Genomic DNA, 24,294 nt, shown 5'->3' on the forward strand with positions numbered 1-24,294 from the left:
CAGCACGTGTCGGGCGTCCCGGCGACCTGGGAGGATCGTCGGGTGGAAGCCGCCGACCTCGCCCAGCTGTTGACCCCCGAGGGGATGGCCCTGCTCGACCGTACCCCCGGCGTCTCCGACGGGGGCGAGATCGTCCGCGTGGTCTCCCGGCTGCGCGGCGAGGGGCACGATCCCGGCCTCGTCGCCGCGGTGCTGACCCAGGCGAAGCTCCGGCAGAAGGCCCGCGCCAAGTTCGGGGACTTCGCCGGACGGATGCTCTTCACCGAGGCCGGGCTCGAGCAGGCCACGCGGCTGCAGGTCGCCGCGCAGCACGCCGGCCGGTTCGCCGCTGCGGGGATCACCCGGGTCGCGGACCTCGGGTGCGGCATCGGCGGCGATGCCATGGCGATGGCGGCGCTCGACCTCGACGTCACCGCGGTCGACCGTGACGAGGTGACCGCCGCGGTCGCGACGCACAACCTCGCGCTCTGGCCGAACGCGCGGGTCGAGCTCGGCGACGCGGCGTCCTTCGACCTGTCCCGGGTGGACGGCGTGTGGATGGACCCCGCCCGACGGACCGCCGGGCACGCGAACACGAGACGCCTGGCCGACCCGGACGACTGGTCGCCGACGCTCGACACCGTGTTCGCCGCGGCGACGACGACCCCGACCGGGGTGAAGCTCGGGCCCGGCATCGACCGCGACCTCATCCCGGACACGCTCGAGGCGCAGTGGGTGTCCGTCGACCGCGAGGTCGTCGAGCTCGTCCTGTGGTCCGGCCCCCTCGCCCGCGACGGTGTGCGCCGTGCGGCGACGGTCATCGGCGCGCACGGGATCGCCGAACTCACCGGTCCGGCCGACGCCGAGGACGTCGAGGTCGGTCCCGTCGGTGCCTACCTGTACGAGCCGGACGGGGCCGTGATCCGCGCGCGCCTGATCGGGGACCTGGCGCGCTCGATCGACGGGCGCATGCTGTCCGAGGGCATCGCGTACGTCACGTCGGACCGCGCGGTGACGACGCCGTTCGCGCAGGGGTTCCGGGTGCTCGACACGATGCCGCTCGACGTGAAGCAGCTCGCGGCACGCCTGGCGGCGGACGACGTCGGCACGGTGGAGATCAAGAAGCGCGGGGTCGACGTGGATCCCGCGCAGTTCCGGAAGCGGCTGCGGCTGCGGGGGCGGCGGTCGGTCACGCTCGTGCTCACCCGTCTGGAGGGACGGCACACCGCGCTCCTGTGCGAGCGGCTCACCGACGCGGCCGGCTAGCCCGCGGGGCGGGGCGGTGCGGCCCGCCGGGCTGCACGGGCGCCCGCGCGTTCGGCGCGCATCGCTGTCGCGATCGGGTCCGCGGAAGCGACAGACCCCCACCGGACATCGGCGGGGGTCTGTCGCTTCCGCGGAACGGAACAGAGCGGGTCAGTGCGGGTCAGCGCGAGTCAGCGCGCATCAGCGGATGAAGGCACCCGAGTCGTAGTCGTACGGGTCGGAGTACCCGCCGCCGGAGTTGGCGAGCACCACGAAGAACACGATGACGCCGATCAGGGCGATGCCCGTCGCGATCCACCCGACGATGATGCCGGCGAGCGCCAGGCCGCGCCCGGACTCCCCCGTCGTCTTCGTCTTGCCGAGTGCCACGTGCCCGAGGATCGCACCGGCGGGGCCCGCGAGCACCGCGAAGAACGCGAAGACGAAGGTCAGCAGGGACAGACCGGCGACACCGCTGAAGACGATCGACAGGATCGCGAGGGTGTTCGTCTTCGGGCGCTGGGCGTACGGCTGGTACCCGGTCGTGGCGTACGGGGCCGCGTAGGGGTTGCTGCCCTGCTGCGGCGCGTAGGGGTTGTGCTGGGGACCCGAGGCCGCGTAGGGGTTGCCCTGCTGCTGCGGCTGCTGCTGCTGCCCGTAGGGGTTGCCCGGCTGCGCGTACGGGTTCTGCTGCTGCGGCTGCTGGCCGTACGGGCTGCCCGGCTGCGAGGACTGCGCGTACGGGTTCTGCTGCGACTGCTGGGGCTGCGCGTACGGGTTCGCGGACTGCTGCCCCTGGCCGGAGGGTGCGCCCGGCGCCGGCTGCGCGTAGGGGTTGCCCTGCGACGGCTGACCGTACGGGGTGCCCGGCTGCTGGCCGGTCGACTGCGACGCGCTGGACTGCTGCGCCGCACCCGACTGCTGGCCGTCCTGCTGCGGCCGGCCGTCGTCGCTCGCGTTCGACTCGCCCGGCTTCGGCCACTGGTTCTGATCGGACACCGTCCACCCCTCCTGGCACCCGGTCGGTCGGTGCCTGCTGAGCATCCTCCCACACGGGCCGGAGGCGGGTTCAGCAGTCGCTCGCCGCCCGGGAGCGCGTCTCAGACCTGGACGGTCGTCACCGGCAGCGTGGAGTCCGCCGCGATGCCGAGGTCGCTCGGCGCGTGCCCCTCGGCCACCAGGCGTGCCCCGACCGCGGCGATCATGGCGCCGTTGTCGGTGCAGAGGTCGAACGGCGGGATCCGCAGCGCGACGCCGGCGTCCGCGCAGCGTTCCTCGGCCACGGCTCGCAGCCGAGCGTTGGCGACGACCCCACCGCCGAGCAGCAGCCGGTCGACACCGGTGTCCCGGCACGCGGCGAGCGCCTTCGTGAGGAGCACGTCGACGACGGCCTCGCGGAACGATGCCGCGACGTCGGCGACCGGGACCTCCCGACCCTCGTCGCGGCACTTCTCGACCCACCGTGCGACCGCGGTCTTCAGCCCGGAGAACGAGAAGTCGTACCGGTGCTGCGCCATGTCCTTCGGCAGCGTCAGGCCCCGCGGGAAGCGGATCGCGGTCGGGTCGCCGTCCGCCGCGGCCCGGTCGATCTGCGGCCCGCCCGGGTACGGCAGACCGAGCAGGCGTGCGACCTTGTCGAACGCCTCGCCCGCCGCATCGTCGATCGTCTCGCCGAGCAGTTCGACGTCGCCGACCAGGTCCCGCACGAGCAGCAGCGACGTGTGCCCACCGGAGACGAGCAGTGCCACCGTCGGCAGCTCGATCGCGCTGCCGTCGGCCCGCAGCACGTCCGCGCCGACGTGCCCGACCAGGTGGTTCACCCCGTAGAGCGGCTTGCCCGTCGCGACGGCCAGGGCCTTGGCCGCCCCCACACCGACCATCAGGGCGCCGGCGAGCCCCGGGCCGGCGGTGACGGCGACGGCGTCGAGCTCGTCGAGGGTCACGCCGGCGCGCTCGAGTGCCTCGTGCAGGGTCGGGGTCATGGCCTCGAGGTGCGCCCGCGCGGCGACCTCGGGCACGACGCCGCCGTACCGGGCGTGCTCGTCCATGCTCGACGCGATGACGTTGGCCAGCAGCGTGGTCCCGCGGACGATGCCCACGCCCGTCTCGTCGCAGCTCGTCTCGATGCCGAGCACCAGGGGTTCAGTCGCGCTCACCGAGGGTCTCCTGTCCGATCGGTCCGACGCCGCCCGACGCACCGGGCGTGGCGGGGAGCTCCGCCCGCATCACCCACGCGTCGACACCGTCGGGCTGGTAGTAGCGGGGACGCACGGCGATCCGTTCGAACCCGGCCGCGGTGTACATCGCCTGCGCCACGGGGTTGTCCGCACGCACCTCGAGGAACACCTCGTGCACGTCGCGGCGTCGGGCCTCGTCGAGGAGCTCCGTGAAGAGCACCTTCCCGATGCCCCTCCCCCGCTGTTCCGCGCTGACCGCGATCGTCTGGACGTCGGCGACGGGGTTGCCCGCGAGCGACGACAGTCCCGCGTAGCCGACGACCGTCGGCGCCCCGTCCTCCGTCGTCTCCACGACGACGTAGTACCCGTGCGGAGACCACAGCTCGCCCGCCATCTGCGACGAGGACCACGCATCGGTGGGGAAGGACGCGTGCTCCAGGAACATGACGTCGTCGAGGTCCTGCGGCACCGCGCGGCGCAGCCGCAGCCCCGCGGGGAGTGCGGGCAGTCCGGTCACCGGACGACCCGCTTCGGGGCTCCCGGGACGGTGACGTCGGGGTCGCGCAGGTAGAGGGGGGCGTCGTCGGCGAAGGGCGCACCGGAGGCGAGCCGGTCTGCGGCCAGCGCCCCGAGCCTCCCGGCCGGGACGGTCGCGACGATCACGCGGGGCCAGTCGACGGCATCCGGACGGGAGGCACGGATCGCCTCGTCCAGGTCGGCCGGCTTCGCGAGCCCCGGACCGGCGACGCGCGTGCCGGTCTCGTCGTACGCGCTCCAGTAGACCTCGCGGCGTCGCGCGTCCGTCAGGACGACGAACGGTCCGTCCTGGTCCTGGTCGGCCGCGATGGCGTCGTGGCTGACGAGCGGCAGGAACGGGACGCCGCGTGCGGCGGCGAAGGTGCGGGCGGCGGCGATGCCGACGCGCAGACCGGTGAAGGGGCCGGGGCCCATGCCGGCGACGACCCCGGTGACGCCGGAGCCGGCGATCCCGGCCTCGGCGAGGACGTCGGCGAGGAACGGGCCGACCACCTCTGCGTGCCGGCGGGAGTCGTCGGTGCTGCGCTCGGCGACGGCGCGGCCGGTGGCCGGGTCGACGACGGCGACGGAGGTACCGGCGGACGTGTCGATGGCGAGGAGCACCCGTCCATCGTAGGCGCGAACGGGACGACGGACCGGCTGCCCGTCGACGACCCGGCCGACGCCGACTTCTTCATCGATCCGCTGGCCTGACGGCCGAGCAGGTGACCGCGGTCCCGGTCAGAGGGTGACGCCGGCCCAGCGGTCGCCGGTGCCGGTGACGACCACCCGTCGGGGCTCGTCCGGCACGTCGTCGGGATCGAGCTCGTCGGCTCCGGAGTCGGGCGCACCGGCTCCGGTCGCGCGGACGATCTCGACGTCGAGCACGTCGTCCGAGATGCCGTCCACGAACCCGCGCCCCCACTCGACGACCACGATCGAGGTGTCCCAGTCGAGGTCGAGGTCGTCGAGCTCCACCGGGTCGCTCAGCCGGTAGGCGTCGACGTGCACCAGGTCCGGTCCGGCCGTGGTCGGGTGCGTCCGGGCCAGGACGAACGTCGGGCTCGACACCTGACCCCGTGCGCCGAGCGCGGCGCCGAGGCCGCGGGTGAGGGTGGTCTTGCCGGCGCCGAGCGGGCCGGTCAGCACGACGAGGTCCCCGGCACGCAGGACCGCGGCGAGTCGGGCGCCGAGCGCACCCATCTCGTCGGTCGTCGACACCGTCCTGTCGAGCAGCACGCGGGCGTCGGTCACGGCTGTTCCCGCAGGTAGTCGCCGACGCGGCCCTCGAGCTGGTGCCCGACGACCTCGCGCGGGACCCGGGCGCCGATCCGGCACGTCACCTCTTCCCCGATGGTGCCGAGCGCCTCGCCCCACTCGAGCACCGTCATCTCGCCGTGCTCCCCCGTGCCGAACAGGACGACCTGGTCACCGACGCGGACGTCGTCGTCGCCCACGTCGACCAGGAACTGGTCCATCGCGACCCGACCGGCGATCGGGTACCGCTTGCCGCCGATGGCCACCTCGACGCGGCCCTGTGCACGGCGCGGGACCCCGTCCGCGTACCCGACGGGCACGAGCGCGAGGGTCGTCTCCGACGCGGTGCGGTACGTGTAGTCGTAGGAGACGCCGGTGTCGACCGGCACGCGCTTCGTCTTCGCGACCGAGGCGGTGAGCGTCATCACCGGCTCGAGGCCGAGGTCGGCGGCGGACACCCCGTCGGCGCCCGGGATGCCGAACAGGTTCGCGCCCATGCGGACCATGTCCTTGCGGAACTCCTTGCGCTCGAGACCCGCGAGGGACGCGGCGACGTGCTCCGTCGGCAGGTCGAGCCCGAGGTCCTCCGCGGTCTCGACGGCCCGGTCGAAGGCGGCGACGGCGGCGCTGTCGTCGTCGTCGGAGGACTCGGCGAGGTGCGTGTAGGCCGCGACGACCTCGATGCGTCCGGCGCGCTGGGCGTCGACCGCGAGCGACACCAGCTCGGGCCAGACGTCGGGGGTGGCGCCGTCGCGGTGGAGCCCCGAGTCGACCCCGAGGTGCACGCGTGCGGGACGCTGGTCGACGGCGTCGACGACGCGCTGCAGCTCGGCGACGTTCGAGACGCCGAGGTCGATCGCGGAGTCGATCGCGTCGCGGAAGTCGAGCGCCGGGTCGTGCTGCCAGGTGAACAGGTGGACGTCCTCGCCGACGCCGATCGCCCGGAGGCGCAGCGCGGCGGGCACGGTCAGCACACCGATCCAGCGGACCCCCGCGTCGACGGCGGCGAGCGCGATCGGCTCGAGGCCGTGCCCGTAGGCGTCGGCCTTCATGATCGCCATGACCTCGACGGGGTGCATCCACTCCCGAACGAGGTCGAGGTTCGACCGGTAGGCGTCGAGGTCGATCCGGGCCCGGCGCAGCGGCGCGTTCACGTCGTCCTCCGTTCCACGCTGCGGCCGACCCTGGCGACCACCTCGTAGTTGATGGTGTCGATGGCCGCCGCCCAGTCCTCGACCGCGGGGTCGCCGTCCGCCGGGTCGCCCCAGAGCACGACCTCGTCACCGACCCGGACGTCGGCGTCGCCGATGTCGATGTGCATCGCGTTCATCGCGACGCGGCCGACGACGGGGAACATCCGGTCGCCGATGCGCACCGACACCCGGTTGCCGAGGTCGCGGTCGAAGCCGTCCGCGTACCCGAGCCCGATCACCGCGAGCCGCGTGTCCGTCGTCGCGCGCCAGGTGTAGCCGTAGCTGACGCCCTCACCCGCCGCGACCGGGACGGTCCGGAGCACCGCGGCGGTGACGCGCATCGCCGGGCGCAGACCCAGGTCGGCCGCGGTGCGGTCGGCGAAGGGGCTGAGGCCGTAGAGCGCGAGACCGACCCGTGCCGCGTCGTGCCGGGTCTCCGGGACGGCGATGCTGCCGGCACTCGCGGCGAGGTGCACCACGTCGGGCACGATGCCGTTCGCCGCCAGGCCGTCGAGCGCCCGCTGGAGTGCCGCGTCCTGGTCGAGGTCGTCCGCGCGGGACGCGTTCGACAGGTGCGACATGAGCCCCTCGACGCGTGTGCGACCGCCGGAGCGCGCGATCCGTCCGGCGGTCGCGAAGAGTTCGGCCCACTCGGACTCGACGGCGCCGTTCCGGCTCAGCCCGGTGTCGACGCAGACGTGCACCGCGGGCACCTCGGAGTCGGCGGCGGCGGCGAGCTGCGAGACGCTCGACACCGCCGGGGTGACGTCGTACTGCGCGGCGCGGCGGAAGTCCTCGTCGGGGGCGTGCAGCCACGCGAGGATCCGGACGCCCTCGTCGATGCCGGCGCGGCGGAGCGCGATGCCCTCGTCGACATCGGCGACCCCGAGCCACTCGGCGCCGGCGTCGACGAACGCCCGTGCGGCGTCGATCGCCCCGTGGCCGTACGCGTTCGCCTTGACGACCGCGATGACGCCGGCCGGTGCCACGCGCTCGGACACCGTCGCGTAGTTCGCGATGAGGGCCTCGCGGTCGACCGTGATCCCCGTGAACGCGCTCATGCGCCCCCTCCTTCGATGACGACGAACGCCGTCGCGATGCCGCCGTCGTGCGACAGCGACAGGTGGACGTTCGTGACACCGCGGTCCGCAGCCACCCGTCGAGCGCCCTCGTGCAGGGTGAGCGACGGGTTCCGCTGGTCGTCCGCGACGACCTCGAGCTCCTGCCAGCTCAGCCCGGCGCTCGAGCCGAACGCCTTGATGAGCGCTTCCTTCGCAGCGAACCGGGCCGCGAGTGACGTCACCGGCCGGGGTGCACCGTCGCGCAGCTGCTCGGCCGGCGTGAACAGCCTCGTGCGGAGCGCCGGGGTGCGCTCGAGCACACCCCGGAACCGCTCCGTGTCGACGACGTCGACCCCGATGCCGATGATCACGTCGGGTGCTACTCGACGGTGACCGACTTCGCCAGGTTGCGCGGCTGGTCGACGTCGAGGCCCTTGGCGGCGGCGAGCTCCATGCCGAACATGTGCAGCGGCGCGACGGCCAGCAGCGGCTCGAACAGCGGCGTCGCGAGCGGGATCCGCAGGACCTCGTCCGCGAAGGGCAGCACGGCGGCGTCGCCCTCTTCGGCGATGGCGATCACCCGGGCACCGCGGGCGCGGATCTCCTGGATGTTCGAGACGACCTTCGGGTGCAGCGACCGGGCGTCACGCGGCGACGGCACGATGACGAAGACGATCTGCCCCGGCTCGATGAGCGCGATCGGGCCGTGCTTGAGCTCACCGGCGGCGAAGCCCTCGGCGTGGATGTACGCGAGCTCCTTGAGCTTGAGGGCACCCTCGAGCGCGATCGGGTACCCGACGTGGCGACCGAGGAACAGCACGCTCCGGGTGTCGGCCATCCAGCGTGCGAGCTCGGCGACGCCGGACGCGTCGTCGATGGTCTGCTGCAGCTTCGGCGCGAGGCCCTCGAGCTCGGCGACCTGCTCGGCGATCTGCTCGGCGGTCAGCGTGCCCCTGAGCGTCGCCAGGTGGAGCCCGAGCAGGTACAGCGCGACGCCCTGGGCGATGAAGGCCTTCGTGGACGCCACCGCGACCTCGGGACCGGCGTGCGTGTAGATCACCGCGTCGGACTCGCGGGGGATCGTCGCGCCCTGGGTGTTGCAGATGGAGAGCACCTGCGCACCCTGCTCGCGGGCGTACTTGACGGCCATGAGCGTGTCCATGGTCTCGCCGGACTGGCTGATCGAGACGACCAGCGTCCGGTCGTCCAGCACCGGGTCCCGGTAGCGGAACTCGTGGGCGAGCTCGACCTCGACGGGGACGCGTGCCCACTGCTCGATGGCGTACTTGCCGAGGATGCCGGCGTAGGCAGCGGTGCCGCAGGCGATGACGATGACACGGTCGACCTGCTGCAGCCGGTCGGCGATCGGGTCGAGGTCGGTCAGCGTCACGGCACCGTCGTGCACGCGACCGAGGATGGTCTTGGCGACGGCCTCGGGCTCCTCGCTGATCTCCTTGGCCATGAAGGAGCTCCAGCCACCCTTGTCGGCGGCGGAGGCGTCCCAGCTGACCTCGAACTCCTCCGGGGTCGCCGGGGAGCCGTCGAAGTGGACGACCTCGACACCGTCGGGACGGATCGTGGCGATCTCGTCCTGGCCGATCGCGAGGGCGCGCTGCGTGTACGCGACGAACGCGGCGACGTCGGAGCCCATGAAGTTCTCGCCGTCACCGAGGCCGACCACGAGCGGGGAGTTGCGACGGGCACCGACGACGACGCCCGGCTGGTCGGCGTGCACGACGAGGAGCGTGAACGCGCCCTCGAGCCGCTGCACGACCTGCTGCATCGCGGCGGTGAGGTCCCCGGTGGCACGGAACGCACGACCGACCAGGTGCGCGGCGACCTCGGAGTCGGTCTCGCTGGCGAACTCGACGCCCTCGGCGAGGAGCTCCCGCTTGAGCTCGGAGAAGTTCTCGATGATGCCGTTGTGGATGAGCGCGAGCTTGCCGCCGTCCGCCAGGTGCGGGTGGGCGTTGCCGTCGGTCGGGCCGCCGTGGGTCGCCCAGCGGGTGTGCCCGATGCCGGTGCCGCCGTCCGCGATCGGGTGCGACTCGAGCTCCTCGATCAGTGCCTGCAGCTTGCCCGCCTTCTTCGCTGAGACGAGGTCACCCGGCCGGTCGACGACCGCGACGCCCGCCGAGTCGTAGCCGCGGTACTCGAGACGACGGAGCCCACCGAGGAGGACCTCCTGGCTGCTCTTGCTGCCGACGTAGCCCACGATTCCACACATGCGTTCGATCCTACGGCCTGGCTGACCGTCGACCCTGCGACGTGATGGGGGTGGGGATAACGTTTGGGCCATGGGACGCTTCGACGACATCGAGATCACCACGCTGCACGGGGAGCACACCACCTTCGGGCGGTTCTCCGACCGGGCCGTCCTCGTCGTGAACGTTGCGTCGCGCTGCGGGCTCGCGCCCCAGTACGAGCAGCTCGAGGCACTGCAGAAGACCTACGGCGACCGCGGCTTCACGGTCCTCGGGTTCCCGAGCAACCAGTTCCTGCAGGAGCTCGGCTCCTCCGAGGCCATCGACGAGTACTGCTCCACCACGTGGGGCGTCACGTTCCCGATGTCCGAGAAGGTCAAGGTGAACGGCAAGGGCGCCCACCCGCTCTACCAGGCCCTCAAGGAGACGCCGGACGCATCCGGCAAGGCCGGTCGGGTCAGCTGGAACTTCGAGAAGTTCCTCGTCGCCCCCGACGGCACCGTCATGCGCTTCCGTCCGACCACGAAGCCGGACGCCCCCGAGGTCGTCGCCGCCATCGAGGCGGCCCTGCCCGCCTGACCGGCGGAGCGGCCCGGCTGACCGGCGGCCCTGCCCGCCTGACCGGCGGAGTCGCGGCCCGGCGGTCGCGTCGCGCGGACAGGCACCGGGCTCCGGACGGGAGGCACGGTGCCGGCGGGCCGGTCCGCCCACGTCGGTCGTGCCTCCCGTCTGTACGCTCGTGCCCATGCCGATCACGGAAGCCGCCGTCGCGCACCCGACCCCGTTCGTGGAGATCCCGCGCGACGAGTGGTCCCAGCTCGCGCCGAAGGAGCACCTGTCGCTCACCGAGACCGAGATCGTGCAGCTGCGCGGTCTCGGTGACCGGCTCGACATGCAGGAGGTGCAGGAGGTCTACCTGCCCCTCTCCCGCCTGCTGACGCTGTACGCGGCCGGCGCCAGGGACCTGCACGCCGAGACGAGCCGGTTCCTCGGCGAGCGGGCCGGCCGGACGCCCTTCGTGATCGGTGTCGCCGGGTCGGTGGCGGTCGGCAAGTCGACCGTCGCGCGCCTGCTGCGGGAGCTGACGAAGCGCTGGCCGGACACCCCGCGGGTGGAGCTCGTGACGACCGACGGGTTCCTGTACCCGAACGCGGAGCTCGAGCGCCGCGGGATCATGGACCGCAAGGGCTTCCCGGAGTCGTACGACCGACGCGCGCTGCTGCGGTTCGTCAGCCAGGTGAAGAGCGGGGCGGCCGAGGTCCGCGCGCCGTACTACTCGCACCTGGTCTACGACATCGTCCCGGACGCCGAGATCGTGGTGCGGCAGCCGGACGTCCTCATCGTCGAGGGCCTCAACGTGCTCGCGCCGCCGGTGCACGGGCGGCTCGCGCTGTCCGACCTGTTCGACTTCACGATCTACGTCGACGCGAAGACGAAGGACATCGAGTCCTGGTACGTCGACCGCTTCCTGGCCCTGCAGGAGGAGGCGTTCTCGAGCCCGGACTCGTTCTTCCACCGGTTCGCGTCGCTGTCCCGGGAGGACGCGGTCCGCACCGCGACCGACGTGTGGCGGGCGATCAACGAGCCGAACCTGCTCGAGAACGTGCTGCCGACGCGCTCCCGGGCCACGCTCGTGCTCAAGAAGGGCGCGAACCACAAGGTGAACTCGGTGCTGCTCCGCAAGATCTGACGCGGCCGAGGAGACAGCCCGCGAAACGCAACGAGGGCGGTTCCTCGCAGCGGTACTCCGCTGCGAGGAACCGCCCTCGTTGCGTCTTGCGGGGCCTGGAGTGCCCTACGCGGCGGCGTCGATCGCCAGCCGGTCGCGCACGACGTCGGCGAGCTCCTCGGCGACGCGCTGGGCGTCCTCCTGCGAGGCGGCCTCGACCATGACACGGACGACCGGCTCGGTGCCCGACGGACGCAGCAGCACGCGACCGGAGTCGCCCAGCGCCTCGGTCGCCGCGGCGACCGCGTCCTGGACGCCCTGGTCGGACAGCCCGTGCCGGTCCACACCGCGCACGTTGAGGAGCACCTGCGGGAAGACGGTCATGCACGAGGCGAGCTCCTGCAGGGTCTTGCCCGTCCGCGCCATCTCGGCCACCAGGTGGAGGCCCGTCAGGACCCCGTCGCCCGTGGTCGCGTAGTCGTTGAAGATGATGTGGCCCGACTGCTCGCCACCGAGCGAGAACCCGCCCTCGTTCATCTTCTCGAGCACGTAGCGGTCGCCCACGCCGGTCTCGAGCACGGTGATGCCCGCGTCCGCCATGGCACGCTTCAGGCCGAGGTTCGACATGACGGTGGCCACCAGGGTGTCGGAGGCCAGCTGCCCGCGTTCCTGCAGCGACAGCGCGAGGATCGCCATGATCTGGTCGCCGTCGATCGCGTTGCCCGCGGCGTCCACCGCGAGGCAGCGGTCCGCGTCGCCGTCGTGCGCGATGCCGACGTCGGCACCGTGTTCGAGGACGGCACGGGCCAGGTTGTCGATGTGGGTCGAGCCCACGCCGTCGTTGATGTTCATGCCGTCCGGGTCGGCCCCGATCAGGGTGACCTTCGCGCCGGCGTTGACGAACACCTCGGGTGAGACGCCAGCGGCGGCACCGTTCGCGCAGTCGAGCACGACGTGCAGGCCGTCGAGCCGGTGCGGCAGCGTGCCGAGCAGGTGCACGACGTAGCGGTCCTCGGCGTCGGCGAAACGCGTGATGCGACCGACGTCACCGCCGGTCGGGGTCGGCGCGGACTGGTCGTGCATGGCCGCTTCGATGCGGTCCTCGACCTCGTCGGGGAGCTTGCGACCACCGGTGGCGAAGAACTTGATCCCGTTGTCGGGCGCCGGGTTGTGCGACGCGGAGATCATCACGCCGAAGTCGGCGTCGATGTCCGCGACGAGGAACGCCGCAGCGGGGGTGGGGATGACCCCGGCGTCGAGCACGTCGACGCCGGCGGAGGCGAGCCCGGCCGCGACCGCGGCACCCAGGAACTCACCGGATACGCGCGGGTCGCGCGCCAGGACCGCGCGGGGGCGCGGTCGACCGGACGCCCGGCGGGCGTCCGCATGGTGTCCGTGCGTGAGCACGGCCGCGCTGGCCTGGGCGAGACCCAGTGCCAGCGCGGCCGTCAGCTCGCCGTTGGCGAGTCCACGAACACCGTCGGTACCGAACAGACGCGGCATTGCGATCGGGTTCGTCGAGCGACTAGCGCTTCGAGAACTGCGACGCCTTGCGGGCCTTCTTGAGACCGGCCTTCTTGCGCTCGATGACGCGGGCGTCACGGGTGAGGAAGCCGGCCTTCTTGAGGGTGGCGCGGTTGTTCTCGCGGTCGATCTCGTTCAGCGCACGGGCGATCGCGAGGCGGAGCGCACCGGCCTGACCCGAGGGGCCACCGCCCGTGATGCGGGCGACGACGTCGTAGGCGCCGAGGAGCTCGAGCACCTTGAACGGGTCGTTGATCAGCTGCTGGTGCAGCTTGTTCGGGAAGTAGTCCTCGAGCGTGCGGCCGTTGACCGTGAACGCGCCGCCACCGGGGACGAGGCGCACGCGGGCGATGGCCTCCTTGCGGCGCCCGACGGCACCGCCCGAGACGTTGAGGATCTGGCGGGGAGCGGCCTCCGAGGACGCCGGGGCGCTCTCGGTGGTGAAGCTCTCCGGGGTCTGGTCGAGGGAGTCAGCGATCTGAGCCATGAGTGTTATCAGTCCTTGAAGTCGTCGTGGCCGTCGTTACTGCGCGACCTGGTCGAAGGTGTACGCCTTGGGCTGCTGCGCGGCGTGCGGGTGCTCCGCGCCGGCGTAGACCTTCAGCTTCTTGAGCTGCTCACGGCCGAGGGTGTTCTTCGGCAGCATGCCGCGGATCGCCTTCTCGACGGCGCGGGTCGGGTGCTTCTCGAGCATCTCCGGGTAGGAGGTCGCCGTGAGGCCGCCCGGGTAGCCCGAGTGACGGTAGTAGACCTTCTTGGCGAGCTTGGAGCCGGTGAGGGCGACCTTGTCCGCGTTGATGATGATGACGTAGTCACCCATGTCCATGTGCTGGGCGAAGGTGGCCTTGTGCTTGCCGCGCAGGAGCGCCGCGGCGTGGGTGGCGAGACGGCCGAGGACGACGTCGGTCGCGTCGATGACGATCCAGTCGTGCTGGACGTCTGCCGGCTTCGGGGAGAACGTACGAGTCACAGGAGTGCTGCTTTCGTGTCGAGGTGAGGAGTCCGTGAATCCCGCTCCGGTGGGTGTTCCGCGGGCGATGCTCGTGGAACTGCCCGGTGGAGGGCTCATCTGACTGTCCGGCGCACGGGGCGCACAGACCAAGGTGAGAGCCTACCCGACGCGGCGCACCTTGTCGAACGCGGGCCGTGCCGGACGGGAGGCGCGGGGCGGCACCGCCATGTGCCTCCCGTCCGTCCGTGGTCCGGATCACCGTGCGGGACGCGACATCGCACCCGTCGGTCGACGGGTGCGATGTCGCAGATCGGGTGCCGGCGCGGTCAGTCCGTGCGCGCCGCCCGGCGACGACGTGCCACGACCAGGCCGGTACCGGCCGTGAGCAGGAGCAGTGCGGCGACGAGGCCGCCGGTGAGCTCGGCGCCGGTGAACGCGAGTTCGCCGGTCGCCGGGTCGATCCGGATGTCGGTCCACCCGATGAGCGATCCGTCGGCAGCCGTGACGGCGAGGCGGTGCTGACCCGTCGTCGTGCTCGGCGGGATCGTCACGCGCACGGTGCCGTCCGCGGCGACGACCGCCGTGCCGAGGAGCACCGGGTCGGAGTACAGCCACACCGAGACGCGCTGCCCGGCGAGCGCCGAGCCGACGCCGACGGTGATGGTCTCGCCCGCTCGCGCCGAGGCGGGCGCCGTGACGCCGCCCCGGTTCGCCCCCGTCAGCGAGGACGCCGAGGGTGCCGCGGGCGCCTGGCCCACGCCGGTGCCGGGGGCCGGCGTGGTGCCGGTGCCGGTGCCGGGGGCCGGCGTCCCGCCGCCACCCGGGGTCGGGGTCTCGCCGTCACCCGGGGTCGGGGTCTCGTCGGCCGCCAGGTCGAAGCCGACCAGGATCGGGTCGTGGTCGCTCGCCCGGTACACGTCGTCGCGGTACAGGTCGGAAACGTTCACGTTGTGGCGGCTGTACTCGAGGCCCACCGACTCGGTCGAGTTGATGTTCCAGATGTCCACGCCCGTGACGGCGGCGAGCGCAGCCGGGGACGCGAGCACGTGGTCGAGGGAGCCGCTCAGGCCGCTGAAGACGTAGGAGTACTCCGAGGAGTCCTCGGCCGGCGCCAGGTCGGTGTACCCGGCGTCGCGCAGGACGACCATCGGGTCCTCCTCGCTGTAGGCGTTGAAGTCGCCGATCAAGAACACGCGGTCGGTGCCGTACTGCTGCTGCATCGACGTCGAGAACGTCGCGAGCGCCTGGGCCTGACGGACGCGGTCGGCGTTCGATGCTCCCTGTCCGTCTCCCTGGTCGGCGTTCTCGCCGATGCCCGAGCCCTTCGACTTGAAGTGGTTGGCGATCACGAGGAAGTCGTCGGCGGCGGTCCCGCCGACCGGGCGGAAGGCGTCGGCGACGGGCTGCCGCTGGAAGACGTCGGAGTCCGTCAGGATCGTGGACTCGCCGGTGGGCGCGACCCGGTCCTTCTTGTAGATGAGCGCGAGGCGGATGACGTCCTCGTTCGCGGCGAGCTTCGCCGGGGACTTCGCGTAGGCCCAGGTGTCCTGCCCGGTGGCCCGGTTGAGCGCCGCCACGAGGGTCGCCACGGCCGCGTCGCGGTCCTGGCCGAAGGCGGCGGAGTTCTCGATCTCCTCGAGCGAGACGACGTCGGCACCGAGGGCGTTGATCGCCTTCACGATCTTCACCTGCTGCCGCTCGAGGTCGTCGGCGTTCGCGGCACCGCGGGCGTTGCAGCCGGAGTTGACCGTGAGCGGGTTGCCCGCGCGGTCCACGTAGTACTTGCACCCCGTGAGCTGGTCACCCGTGGTCGGGAAGTAGTTCAGCACGTTGAAGCCGGCGAGCCGGAGGTCGCCACCGACGTCCTCCGGCGCCGCGGTGCGGACGTCCGAGAACGACGCGGGCAGGTCGGCCGCCGGGGTCGCGCCGGTGATCGGCGTGGTCGGCTGGAACTTCCACGCGTCGTTCCGGTGGTCGAGGACGACCGGCTTCGAGAAGGTCGCTGCGGCGCCGACCGTGACCGGGCCCTGGGTGAGCCAGGACACGGGGATCTCACGCGCAGCCTGGCTCTGGTCGTCACGCGGCAGGAAGTTCGTGCTCGCACCGTCGTCGAGGACGATCTTGCGCGCGGCGTTGTCGGCGACGACCGCGGCGTACTCGGCGCTGCCCGGGCGGGCGACCTCGGTCGGCTGGATCAGGCGCTCCGTCCCCGCGGCGAGCGCGATCTCGCCGTACTGGTTCGTCGTGTAGTTGTCGGCGACCGTGTAGTCGCCCTGCGGTGCGACGAGCATGCTCTCGAGCGACTCGCGCTGCGCATCGGTGCGCGGCAGCGTCAGTGTGGCGGGGACCGGCTGCACGACGCCCGCGGCGGGGAGCTTCTCGACGTCGGCGGTCGAGGCGACCTCGAGCTCGGTGAGACCGTCGTACTCGGCGACCGTGCCCGTGAGGCGCACGGCGTCGCCGATGGTGACGCTGCCCGCGGTCGCGGCGGAGAACACGAACACGGCGTCCGACGCGGTGTGCGTGGCGAGGTCGACCGCGCCACCGGTGCCGGCGGTCTGGACCGTGTAGCCGTTCAGACCACCCGTCGCGTAGACGGCGGTCACGACGCCGTCGGTGACGACGCGCTTGCCGACGTACGGCGACGCGGTGCCGGTGCCCTGCAGCTGCGAGATGGTGACGGCCTCGGCGGGACCGGCCGGCGTGCCGGGGTCGGTGGGCCCGGGATCGGTGGTGCCGCCGCCGGTCTGACCGGCCGCGTTCTCCGGCGTGATCGACGTGGTGACGCGGAAGTCCGCCGCGTTCGAGTCCGAGTCCGCCGCGCCCGTGCGAGCGAGCGCGTCAGGGACGGTGTTGCCCGAACCGGCGGTCGCGACGGCGGTCTCGAAGGTGTTCGACGTGCCGTAGCCGAGCAGGTCCACGACCCCTGGCGTCCCCGTCGCGACGGCGCCGGCGGGCAGCGCGAGCGCACTCGCCTGGTCCGAGAGCACGAGCGTGCCGGTCGTCCCCGAGGGGTTCAGTCCGGTGACGGCGTCCGGGGTGGGCAGCGCTGCACCGACCTTGCCGTTCGACCCCATCTGCACGAGGAACGACCCCTTCGCGGGGACCGTGCCCGAGAGGGCGCCCGTCGCGAAGCTCGCGGTGCCGGTCGCGGACCGGTACTGGAGCGTCCAGCCGGAGAGCGACACCGGCGCGTCCGTGGGGTTCTCGAGCTCGACGAACTTGTTCGTGAAGGGCTGGTTCGCGCTACCGCCCTTCAGGTAGGCCTCGGAGATGACGAGACCGGTACCCGCGGGGTTCGCGACGGCGGTGGTGACGGAGACGAGTGGGGCGGCGACGATCGTCGCTGCGACCGTGGCGCACAGCACGGTGCGCCGCAGGAGGTTGGGCATGCTGACCTTCGGCAGGAGGAGGGGGACTGCACCACGCTAGACACCTGATCGGTCGCTCAGGTTTCGGGCAGGTGAACGATCCGGTCCACCCCAGAGCAGGGGTCACTCAGTCGGCGACCGGGACCCACCCGCTGCCGACGCGGTGCACGGCGGGCCCGTGCCCGGGGAGCACGATCTCCGGGACCGGCAGCGCCCGAGCCGACTCGAGCGCCGTCGCCTGGTCCGCGGTGAAGAACGACGTGATCATGCGCGGCCGCGGCTGCCACGACCCGGGGAGCGTGTCGTGGTGCGACACCACCGCGTCGCCGGTGACGATCGCGTTCGCCGCCGGCAGCAGGTAGGCCGTCGACCCCGCCGTGTGCCCGACGGCGGGGAACGGTGTCACCGCGTGCCCCTCGAAGTCGTGCGCGGTGAAGGCCCGGGCGGTCGGGACGGTCACCGGTCGCAGGGCGTCGGAGCCGAGCGCCCGGGCCAGCCAGCGGAGGGTCCGCGGTGCGGCCAGACGCCCGCCGATCTCCGCCGGTCGGACCTGCTGCCGGTGCGGTCCGCGCACGTTGTCGAGCTCGTCGGCGTGGGCCAGGACCTGCACGTGCGGGTACCGCTCGAGGATCCCGGGGATGCCGCCGACGTGGTCGACGTGCCCGTGCGTGACGTAGACGCGGCGCAGGTCCTCCGGGTCGTGGCCGGCCCAGCGCACGGTGTCGAGGACGAGGTCGCTGTCGGCCGGGTAGCCGGCGTCGATCAGCGCGACGCCGTCCTCCTCGGCGAGCACGACCCAGTTCGACACCGGTCCCTCGACGAACACCACCCCGGGTGCGACGGAGACGACGGACCGGGGCCTGCGGGAGCTCATCCCCCGACGGTACCGGCGTCCGGCTCGTCGTCCGTCCGGCGCGCACGGGTCTGCGCCGCCCGGGCCGCGAGCTCGTCGTCCCCCGGGTAGCCGACCTCGGTGAGGGTCAGACCGGCCGCGGGTGCGACCTTGAACGCGCTCGTGCGCTGCTGCGCGACCCGCAGCTCCTCGAGGCGGTCCGGGCCGAAGCGGCCCTCGCCGACGGCGATGGTCGCCCCGACCATCGCCCGCACCATGGAGTGGCAGAACGCATCGGCCTGGAGGCGCGCCACCAGCACGCCGTCCGGCTCGCGGTCCCAGCGGAACTCCTGCAGCGTCCGGATCGTGGTCGCGCCCTCGCGCGGCTTGCAGAAGGTCGCGAAGTCGTGCAGCCCGAGCAACGTCAGCGCACCGCGCTCCATCGCCGCCGGGTCCAGGCGCGTCGGGTGCCAGAGCGTGTGCCCCCGACGACGCGGGTCGCGCGGGGCGTCGGCGTCCGCCACCCGGTACTCGTACCGCCGCCAGAGCGGGGAGAACCGGGCGTCGAACCCGTCCGGCGCGACCGACGCCCGCGTGACGACGACGTCTCCCGTCGCCCCGGCGAGCCCGTTCACGCGCTTGACGAGCCCGTCGAGCGAGGTCCGAGGCGGTCCGTCCGGCGACGACCGCCGCGGCCGGGTGAGCGCACCCCACTGCTCCGCGGTCAGGTCGAGGTGGGCGACCTGCCCGGTGGCGTGCACCCCGGCGTCGGTCCGACCGGCGACCGTCAGCTGCGGCGGCTCGCCCCACCGGGTGAAGACCGTGGCGAGCGCGGACTCGAGCGCACCCTGCACCGTCCGCAGCCCGGGCTGCCGGGCCCAGCCGGAGAAGGCGGTGCCGTCGTACGCGACGTCCAACCGCAGGCGCACGGCAGCGCCGCCGCCGGTGTCCGAGTCGTCCGTCCCTGCCACGGGAGCGAGCGTACCGGGGCCGGGGCGGGCCTCCCGTCCGACCGCGCTGACGGCGACCGCGCCTGCCCCGCTGACGGCGAGCACCCACTCGTGTCAGTGCCACGTCAGTGCCGCGTGAGCGGCCGGCGGCACGATCGTCCCGACATCGACGAAAGGACCTGTGCGATGACCACCACACCACTCGCCGTCGAGGCGACCGGCCTCGTCAAGACGTTCGGCAGCAACCGCGCCGTGGACGGTGTCGACCTCCGCGTCGAGGCCGGCACGGTCTACGGCGTGCTCGGCCCGAACGGCGCCGGCAAGACGACCACCATCTCGATGCTCGCGACCCTGCTCCGGCCGGACGGCGGCGAGGCCCGCGTCTTCGGGCACGACGTCCGCCGCGAGCCGCAGACCGTCCGCTCCCTGATCGGGGTGACCGGGCAGTACGCGAGCGTCGACGAGACCCTGAGCGCCACCGAGAACCTCGTCATCTTCGCGCGACTGCTCGGGCTGTCCCGCGGCGACGCGAAGCGCAAGGCACGCGAGCTGCTCGAGCGCTTCGGGCTGACCGAGGCCGCGTCGCGCCCGCTCAAGGCGTTCTCCGGCGGCATGCGGCGTCGGCTGGACCTGGCGGCGAGCCTCATCGCGCAGCCGCCGCTGATCTTCCTCGACGAGCCGACCACGGGGCTCGACCCGCGGACCCGTGCGCAGATGTGGGACACGATCCGCGAGCTCGTCGCGACCGGGTCGACCGTCCTGCTCACGACGCAGTACCTCGACGAGGCCGACCAGCTCGCCGACCGCATCGCCGTCATCGACCACGGCCGGGTGGTCGCCGAGGGCACCGCCGACGACCTGAAGTCCTCGGTGGGCACCGCCTCGCTGCAGCTCCGCCTGGCGGACGCGGAGCCGGACGCCCTCGCGACCGCGGCCGCGCTCGTCGAACGCGTGCTCGGCACCCCGGCGGTCGTCAGCCCGGAGGGCGCTCGGCTGACCGCCCCGATGACCGCCCCCGACCGCGTCACCGACCTGCTCGTCTCGTTCCGCGACGCGGGGATCTCGCTCGCCGAGATGAGCGTGCAGAAGCCGACCCTCGACGAGGTCTTCCTCACCATCACCGGCGCACCGGCCGACGCCGACACCACCACGACCGACCGCGCGCTCGAAGGGAGCCTCGCATGACCGCCACCACCCTCACCCCGACCACCACGCCGTCCTCGGCGCCGCGCGTCACCCCACGCCCCGGGGTCGGCGGCTCCGGCCTCGCCGCCACCGTCCGCCAGTCGTTCACGATGGCGTACCGCGGGCTCGTGAAGATCCGCCGGACGCCGGAGCAACTGTTCGACGTGACGCTCATGCCGATCGTCTTCACGGTGATGTTCACGTACATCTTCGGCGGCGCGATCTCCGGCGACGTCGGGAGCTACCTGCCGGTGATCATCCCCGGCATCCTCGTGCAGACGGCGATCACGTCGTCGGTCGTCACCGGGGTGCAGCTCCGCGAGGACATGGACAAGGGCGTGTTCGACCGCTTCCGGTCGCTCCCGATCGCCCGGATCGCCCCGCTCGCCGGCGCGCTGCTCGCCGACACCGTCCGGTACGCCATCGCGACGACGATCACGTTCGTCGTGGGCATCGTCATGGGTCTGCGTCCCGCCGGAGGCCTCGGCGCCGTGCTGCTCGCGGCGCTCCTCGTCATCGTGGTGGCGTGGGCGATCAGCTGGGTCTTCGCCTACTTCGGGGTGATCGCCCGGACCGCGTCGAGCGTGTCCGGCATCGCGAACCTCGTGCTGTTCCCGCTGACGTTCCTGTCGAACGCGTTCGTCCCGACCGACACCCTGCCCGCCTGGCTGCGCTGGTTCACCGAGGTCAACCCGGTCTCGCACCTCATCACCGCCGTCCGCGACCTGGTGAACCACGGCGTCGTCGGCGGTGACCTCTGGCTCAGCCTGCTCGGTGCGGCCGTGGTCGTCGTGGTGTTCGCCCCGCTGACGGTCCGTGCGTACATGCGGAAGGCCTGACGCGGGCTCGGCCCGGCGGACGGCCCGGCGCTCCGCTCCCCGTCCGGGTCAGCCGGGCAGGCGGGCGTCCTCGAGCACACCGCGCACCCACGAGACGGCCTCGGCCCGGTCCCTGCCGGCCGCGGCCGTCTCGGCGTCGGCGAGCGTCTGCTCCCCCACGGCCCCGGCGAGCACCGGTCGGAGTCGGGCGTGGGCCAGGACGGCGAAGTCCTGCCGCGACCCGATCCTGGTGAGCGTGCCCCAGCACGCGGCAGCCGCCTCCGGACGTCCGGTGCGGACGTAGGCGATCGCGAGGCCGGCGAGCGCCGTGCCGATCACGGGCACGTCCCGGCGGACCTGCCGCAGCCGCAGCTGCACGAGCGCACCGGTCCGGATCCGACGCGCGACGGCCAGCTCCGCGGGCGGCAGCGACACGGGCGGCAGCGATGCGGGCGGCTGCACTGCGGGTGGCTGTACTGCGGGCGGCTGCGATGCGGGCGGCTGCGGTCCGCTGGCCCGTCCCGCCCGGGCTGCCGTCGCCTCGTCGACCGCGGCGATCCGAGCAGCGCCCGCCATGAGCGCCCACTGCGCGGCGGGACCGCGCGGCGGCTGGACGACGTCCCACGCCTCGGTGTACCCGGCCGCCGCCGCGTCGAGGTGCCCCTCGTGGCGGTCGCACTCCGCCGTGATCGCGACCGCGAGCACCGCGATGAGTCCACGGTCCTCGAAGCCCCCGCGGCCGGCCGCAGGCCGGTGCCGCAGGTCCGCTGCGATCGAGCGGGCACGGTCGACGTCCCCGGTCGCGGCGGACGCGAGGCCCACGGTCCAGCCGATCTCGTACAGGTCGTCGTCGGCGCCGAAGCGTTCCAGGTGCTCGCGGGCGCTGACCGCCTCGGCCAGGGACTCCGCGTAGCGGCCGGACTGGGCGAGCAGCTGGGTGAGCGTGACCGCCACCGTGCCGGTGGTCCAGGCCTCGCCCGTCGCCACCGCCAGCTCCTTCGCCCGACGTGCGTACCGCAGGGCCCCGACGGGGTCACCGGCGTTCTCGGCCAGCGGCGCGCTCAGCATCGTGCCGAGGCACGCCACGGCGGGGTCCGGGTCGGCGCGCAGGCGCGTCAGTTCGGCGAAGCCCTGCTCGGGACGCCCGATCGAGAGCAGCAGCGTCGCGAGCGCGTCGACGACCGGGTCCTCGGCACGACCGGTCGCGTGCAGGGTCCGCAGGCCCGCGATCGACCGCGCCGTGGTGCGGAGGTCGGTGAACGCCGACGTGGCTCCGCAGAGCACGAGCCCGACGATCGCGGCGGTCCGGTCCGCGGGGCCCGGGACGCACGAGCGCAGGGCGGCGACGACGTCCGGCGCCGTCCCGACCAGCTCGCGGTGCAGCCCGCGCAGCGTCCAGTACCCGCCGAGCGCAGCGAACACGTGCGTGACCGTCGGGACGTCGTCGGCCCGGAGCGCCCAGCGGAGCAGGGTGACGAGGGTGTCGGCCTCGCGGCGGACCTCGGTGAAGGCGACGATCTGCGCCGGCCCCCGCAGCGCGAACAGGTTCCGCGCAGCCGACAGTTCCCGGCCCCATGCGGTCATCGCCGCGCGGACGTCCTCGGTCGTGCCCCGCTCCGTCAGGCGTGCTGCGCCGAACTCCCGGACGGTCTCGAGCAGGCGGTAGCGGACCGGCTCCCCCTCGGTCTCCACGAGCTGCACGAGCGACTGCTCGACGAGGTCGGCGAGGTCGTCGAGCGCGTCCTGGCGCCGTCCGGGCTCGGCCACCGCCTCGACGGCGTCGACCGCGACCCCGTCGGGGAACAGCGCCAGCCGGGTCAGCAGGTCCTGGGCGCCCTCGTCGAGGAGCCGCCAGCTCCACTCGATGACGGCGAGCAGCGTGCGGTGCCGTTCCGGGGCGCTGCGGTCGCCGCCCCGCAGCAGGGCGAAACGGTCGTCGAGTCGTCGTTCGACCTCGTCGACGGACATGCCGCGGATCCGGGCGGCGGCGAGCTCGATGGCGAGCGGGGACCCGTCGAGCCGGGTGCAGATCCGGCGGACGGCGTCGACCGGCAGGACCGCTCCGGGTCGGGCGGCACGGGCTCGCTCGGTGAACAGCCGGACGGCGGCGCCGTCCGCCTCGACCGGCAGCGGACCGAGGGGCGCGACGACCTCGCCGGCGATGGCGAGCGGTGCCCGGGACGTCGTGAGCACCCGCAGCCCGGGCACGGCGGCGAGCAGGTCGGCCGTGCAGCGGGCCACGGCCTGCAGCAGGTGCTCGCAGTTGTCGAGTACGAGCACGGTCGGGCCGTCGTCGAGGGCCCGGACCACCCGTGCCCACAGGTCGGTGACGACCGCGTCCTGCAGCATGCGGGCCGTCCGGACCTCGGCGATCCCGAGCAGGGCGCCGAGTGCGGGGAGCAGGTCCTCGGCGTCGCCGATCGGCGCGAGCTCGCACACGACGACGCCCGTGGTCGGGGGCAGCTCGGTGGCGACGGCCTGCGCGAGCCGGGTCTTGCCGAGCCCGCCCGGTCCGAGCACCGTGACCAGGCGGTGCTCGTCGAGCAGTGCGGCGACGTGGGCGACGTCGTCCCCTCGGCCGACGAGCTCGTTGGGCGCGGCGCGGAGTCCGGTGCGCCGGACGGGGTGGTCCTCCACGGCCGTCGATCGCCTGAGGAGTTCCGTGTTCAGCCGCACGAGCTCCGCGGACGGGTCGGCCCCGAGTCCGTCGGCCAACCGTTCCCGGTACGCGGCGAACACCGCCAGCGCCTCGGAGGTGCGCCCGTCGGCGTCGAGGGCGCGCATCGCTCCACCGGCGGCCGCGTCGTCGTAGGGCGCGGCGTCGACCTCGGCGAGCCAGGCGACGGCCGACGCGGCCGGGTCGCCGTCGGCGAGCAGCAGGGCCGCGAGGCGTCGACGCAGCGCGTGCTCGGCAGCAGCGGCCCGGTCGGACAGCGCGACGCCGAGGTCCCCGCCGACGTCGGCACCCGGGGCGCCGCGCCACCGGTCGAGGGCGGCGCGGACGGTGCCGGTGTCGGCGGTCGGGTCGAACGCCGTCCGCTCCGCCGCCACCAGATCGACGTCGGACGGGTCGCCACCGAGTGCGTACCCGGTGCTGGTCGACACGACGACTCCCTCGGCCGTCGTCCGGCGCAGGCGGGACACCAGCGTCTGCAGGGCTGCGCGAGCGCCCTTCGACCGGTCCTCGCCCCAGAGCTCGTCGATGATCGTGGCGGTGCCGAGCGTGTGGCCGGGTGCGAGCACCAGGGCGGTCAGGAACGACCTGGCCAGGGCCCCCGGGACCAGGAGCGGAGCGCCGTCCGGCCCGGCGACCGACACCGGTCCGAGGACGGCGACACGGGGCGCGACGGGCACCCTCGGA

At 73.2% G+C, this 24,294-nt stretch carries 21 protein-coding genes; 5 read left to right on the forward strand and 16 right to left on the reverse strand.

Going from position 1 to position 24,294, the window contains the following annotated elements:
• Positions 1-42: 42 nt before the first annotated feature.
• Entirely contained in the window at positions 43-1,245 is a 1,203-nt protein-coding gene (locus ABIC52_RS02675) for a class I SAM-dependent methyltransferase (RefSeq protein ID WP_354026577.1), read from the forward strand.
• A 180-nt stretch (positions 1,246-1,425) separates the two neighbouring features.
• On the opposite strand, the gene ABIC52_RS02680 is transcribed toward ABIC52_RS02675, so the two are convergent.
• The 9 genes from ABIC52_RS02680 to glmS form a co-directional block, all read right to left on the reverse strand.
• Positions 1,426-2,223: a DUF4190 domain-containing protein gene (locus ABIC52_RS02680; RefSeq protein WP_354026578.1), complete on the reverse strand. Its 798-nt coding sequence runs from the start codon at positions 2,221-2,223 to the stop codon at positions 1,426-1,428.
• 101 nt (positions 2,224-2,324) lie between these two features.
• Positions 2,325-3,380 carry a tRNA (adenosine(37)-N6)-threonylcarbamoyltransferase complex transferase subunit TsaD gene (tsaD, locus tag ABIC52_RS02685; RefSeq protein WP_126890754.1) on the reverse strand — a complete coding sequence of 352 codons (1,056 nt, stop codon included), beginning with the start codon at positions 3,378-3,380 and terminating at the stop codon, positions 2,325-2,327.
• On the reverse strand, positions 3,367-3,918 hold the full coding sequence (gene rimI, locus ABIC52_RS02690; protein ID WP_250366238.1) for a ribosomal protein S18-alanine N-acetyltransferase: 552 nt from the start codon (positions 3,916-3,918) through the stop codon (positions 3,367-3,369). The genes tsaD and rimI overlap by 14 nt, the downstream gene beginning before the upstream one ends.
• Positions 3,915-4,541, reverse strand: coding sequence for a tRNA (adenosine(37)-N6)-threonylcarbamoyltransferase complex dimerization subunit type 1 TsaB (gene tsaB / locus ABIC52_RS02695; RefSeq protein ID WP_354026579.1), 627 nt, complete (start codon positions 4,539-4,541; stop codon positions 3,915-3,917). Before tsaB ends, rimI begins: the two co-directional genes overlap by 4 nt.
• A 117-nt stretch (positions 4,542-4,658) precedes the next feature.
• Positions 4,659-5,171, reverse strand: coding sequence for a tRNA (adenosine(37)-N6)-threonylcarbamoyltransferase complex ATPase subunit type 1 TsaE (tsaE, locus tag ABIC52_RS02700; RefSeq protein ID WP_354026580.1), 513 nt, complete (start codon positions 5,169-5,171; stop codon positions 4,659-4,661).
• A complete protein-coding gene (alr, locus tag ABIC52_RS02705) occupies positions 5,168-6,328 on the reverse strand; it encodes an alanine racemase (RefSeq protein WP_209675560.1) in 1,161 nt (386 codons plus the stop codon). The genes tsaE and alr (ABIC52_RS02705) overlap by 4 nt, the downstream gene beginning before the upstream one ends.
• A complete protein-coding gene (alr, locus tag ABIC52_RS02710; protein WP_126890750.1) occupies positions 6,325-7,428 on the reverse strand; it encodes an alanine racemase in 1,104 nt (367 codons plus the stop codon). Before alr (ABIC52_RS02710) ends, alr (ABIC52_RS02705) begins: the two co-directional genes overlap by 4 nt.
• A complete protein-coding gene (locus tag ABIC52_RS02715; RefSeq protein ID WP_126890749.1) occupies positions 7,425-7,799 on the reverse strand; it encodes a holo-ACP synthase in 375 nt (124 codons plus the stop codon). Before ABIC52_RS02715 ends, alr (ABIC52_RS02710) begins: the two co-directional genes overlap by 4 nt.
• Positions 7,800-7,807: 8 nt before the next feature.
• Positions 7,808-9,655, reverse strand: a complete 1,848-nt coding sequence (glmS, locus tag ABIC52_RS02720; protein ID WP_126890748.1) for a glutamine--fructose-6-phosphate transaminase (isomerizing) — start codon at positions 9,653-9,655, stop codon at positions 7,808-7,810.
• A gap of 70 nt (positions 9,656-9,725) precedes the next feature.
• On the opposite strand from glmS, the gene ABIC52_RS02725 reads away from it, so the two are divergent.
• The gene (locus ABIC52_RS02725) at positions 9,726-10,211 is read left to right on the forward strand and encodes a glutathione peroxidase (protein WP_209675562.1); all 486 of its coding nucleotides are present in this window, start codon (positions 9,726-9,728) and stop codon (positions 10,209-10,211) included.
• A gap of 166 nt (positions 10,212-10,377) precedes the next feature.
• Entirely contained in the window at positions 10,378-11,322 is a 945-nt protein-coding gene (gene coaA / locus ABIC52_RS02730; protein WP_126890746.1) for a type I pantothenate kinase, read from the forward strand.
• A gap of 105 nt (positions 11,323-11,427) precedes the next feature.
• On the opposite strand, the gene glmM is transcribed toward coaA, so the two are convergent.
• The 6 genes from glmM to truA all read right to left on the reverse strand — a co-directional run bounded on the left by glmM (position 11,428) and on the right by truA (position 18,951).
• On the reverse strand, positions 11,428-12,804 hold the full coding sequence (glmM, locus tag ABIC52_RS02735; RefSeq protein ID WP_354026581.1) for a phosphoglucosamine mutase: 1,377 nt from the start codon (positions 12,802-12,804) through the stop codon (positions 11,428-11,430).
• A 22-nt stretch (positions 12,805-12,826) separates the two neighbouring features.
• Positions 12,827-13,312, reverse strand: a complete 486-nt coding sequence (rpsI, locus tag ABIC52_RS02740) for a 30S ribosomal protein S9 (RefSeq protein ID WP_126890744.1) — start codon at positions 13,310-13,312, stop codon at positions 12,827-12,829.
• Between the two features lie 36 nt (positions 13,313-13,348).
• Positions 13,349-13,795: a 50S ribosomal protein L13 gene (gene rplM / locus ABIC52_RS02745; protein WP_022904636.1), complete on the reverse strand. Its 447-nt coding sequence runs from the start codon at positions 13,793-13,795 to the stop codon at positions 13,349-13,351.
• Positions 13,796-14,103: 308 nt separating this feature from the next.
• Positions 14,104-17,169, reverse strand: coding sequence for an ExeM/NucH family extracellular endonuclease (locus tag ABIC52_RS02750; protein WP_354026582.1), 3,066 nt, complete (start codon positions 17,167-17,169; stop codon positions 14,104-14,106).
• A 106-nt stretch (positions 17,170-17,275) separates the two neighbouring features.
• Positions 17,276-18,022 carry an MBL fold metallo-hydrolase gene (locus ABIC52_RS02755; RefSeq protein ID WP_354026583.1) on the reverse strand — a complete coding sequence of 249 codons (747 nt, stop codon included), beginning with the start codon at positions 18,020-18,022 and terminating at the stop codon, positions 17,276-17,278.
• Entirely contained in the window at positions 18,019-18,951 is a 933-nt protein-coding gene (gene truA, locus ABIC52_RS02760) for a tRNA pseudouridine(38-40) synthase TruA (RefSeq protein ID WP_354026584.1), read from the reverse strand. The genes ABIC52_RS02755 and truA overlap by 4 nt, the downstream gene beginning before the upstream one ends.
• Positions 18,952-19,116: 165 nt before the next feature.
• Between truA and ABIC52_RS02765 the strand changes: the two genes are divergently transcribed.
• Positions 19,117-20,115: an ATP-binding cassette domain-containing protein gene (locus tag ABIC52_RS02765; protein WP_126890900.1), complete on the forward strand. Its 999-nt coding sequence runs from the start codon at positions 19,117-19,119 to the stop codon at positions 20,113-20,115.
• Complete coding sequence (locus tag ABIC52_RS02770; RefSeq protein WP_126890899.1) at positions 20,112-20,954, forward strand: ABC transporter permease; 843 nt, start codon at positions 20,112-20,114, stop codon at positions 20,952-20,954. Before ABIC52_RS02765 ends, ABIC52_RS02770 begins: the two co-directional genes overlap by 4 nt.
• 48 nt (positions 20,955-21,002) lie before the next feature.
• Here the strand turns inward: ABIC52_RS02770 and ABIC52_RS02775 are convergent, their stop codons facing one another.
• A complete protein-coding gene (locus ABIC52_RS02775; RefSeq protein WP_354026585.1) occupies positions 21,003-24,287 on the reverse strand; it encodes an AfsR/SARP family transcriptional regulator in 3,285 nt (1,094 codons plus the stop codon).
• Between the last annotated feature and the right edge of the window lie 7 nt (positions 24,288-24,294).

This window comes from Curtobacterium oceanosedimentum, from assembly GCF_040545555.1.
GTDB lineage: Bacteria > Actinomycetota > Actinomycetes > Actinomycetales > Microbacteriaceae > Curtobacterium.

Excerpts from the sequence above, each read along its gene's own strand:
- alr (WP_126890750.1), bottom strand. The coding sequence starts at position 7,428 with ATGAGCGCGTTCACGGGGATCACGGTCGACCGCGAGGCCCTCATCGCG.
- ABIC52_RS02725 (WP_209675562.1), top strand. The coding sequence starts at position 9,726 with ATGGGACGCTTCGACGACATCGAGATCACCACGCTGCACGGGGAGCAC.
- ABIC52_RS02750 (WP_354026582.1), bottom strand. The coding sequence starts at position 17,169 with ATGCCCAACCTCCTGCGGCGCACCGTGCTGTGCGCCACGGTCGCAGCG.
- ABIC52_RS02765 (WP_126890900.1), top strand. The coding sequence starts at position 19,117 with ATGACCACCACACCACTCGCCGTCGAGGCGACCGGCCTCGTCAAGACG.
- rpsI (WP_126890744.1), bottom strand. The coding sequence starts at position 13,312 with ATGGCTCAGATCGCTGACTCCCTCGACCAGACCCCGGAGAGCTTCACC.
- ABIC52_RS02755 (WP_354026583.1), bottom strand. The coding sequence starts at position 18,022 with ATGAGCTCCCGCAGGCCCCGGTCCGTCGTCTCCGTCGCACCCGGGGTG.
- glmM (WP_354026581.1), bottom strand. The coding sequence starts at position 12,804 with ATGCCGCGTCTGTTCGGTACCGACGGTGTTCGTGGACTCGCCAACGGC.
- coaA (WP_126890746.1), top strand. The coding sequence starts at position 10,378 with ATGCCGATCACGGAAGCCGCCGTCGCGCACCCGACCCCGTTCGTGGAG.
- glmS (WP_126890748.1), bottom strand. The coding sequence starts at position 9,655 with ATGTGTGGAATCGTGGGCTACGTCGGCAGCAAGAGCAGCCAGGAGGTC.
- ABIC52_RS02770 (WP_126890899.1), top strand. The coding sequence starts at position 20,112 with ATGACCGCCACCACCCTCACCCCGACCACCACGCCGTCCTCGGCGCCG.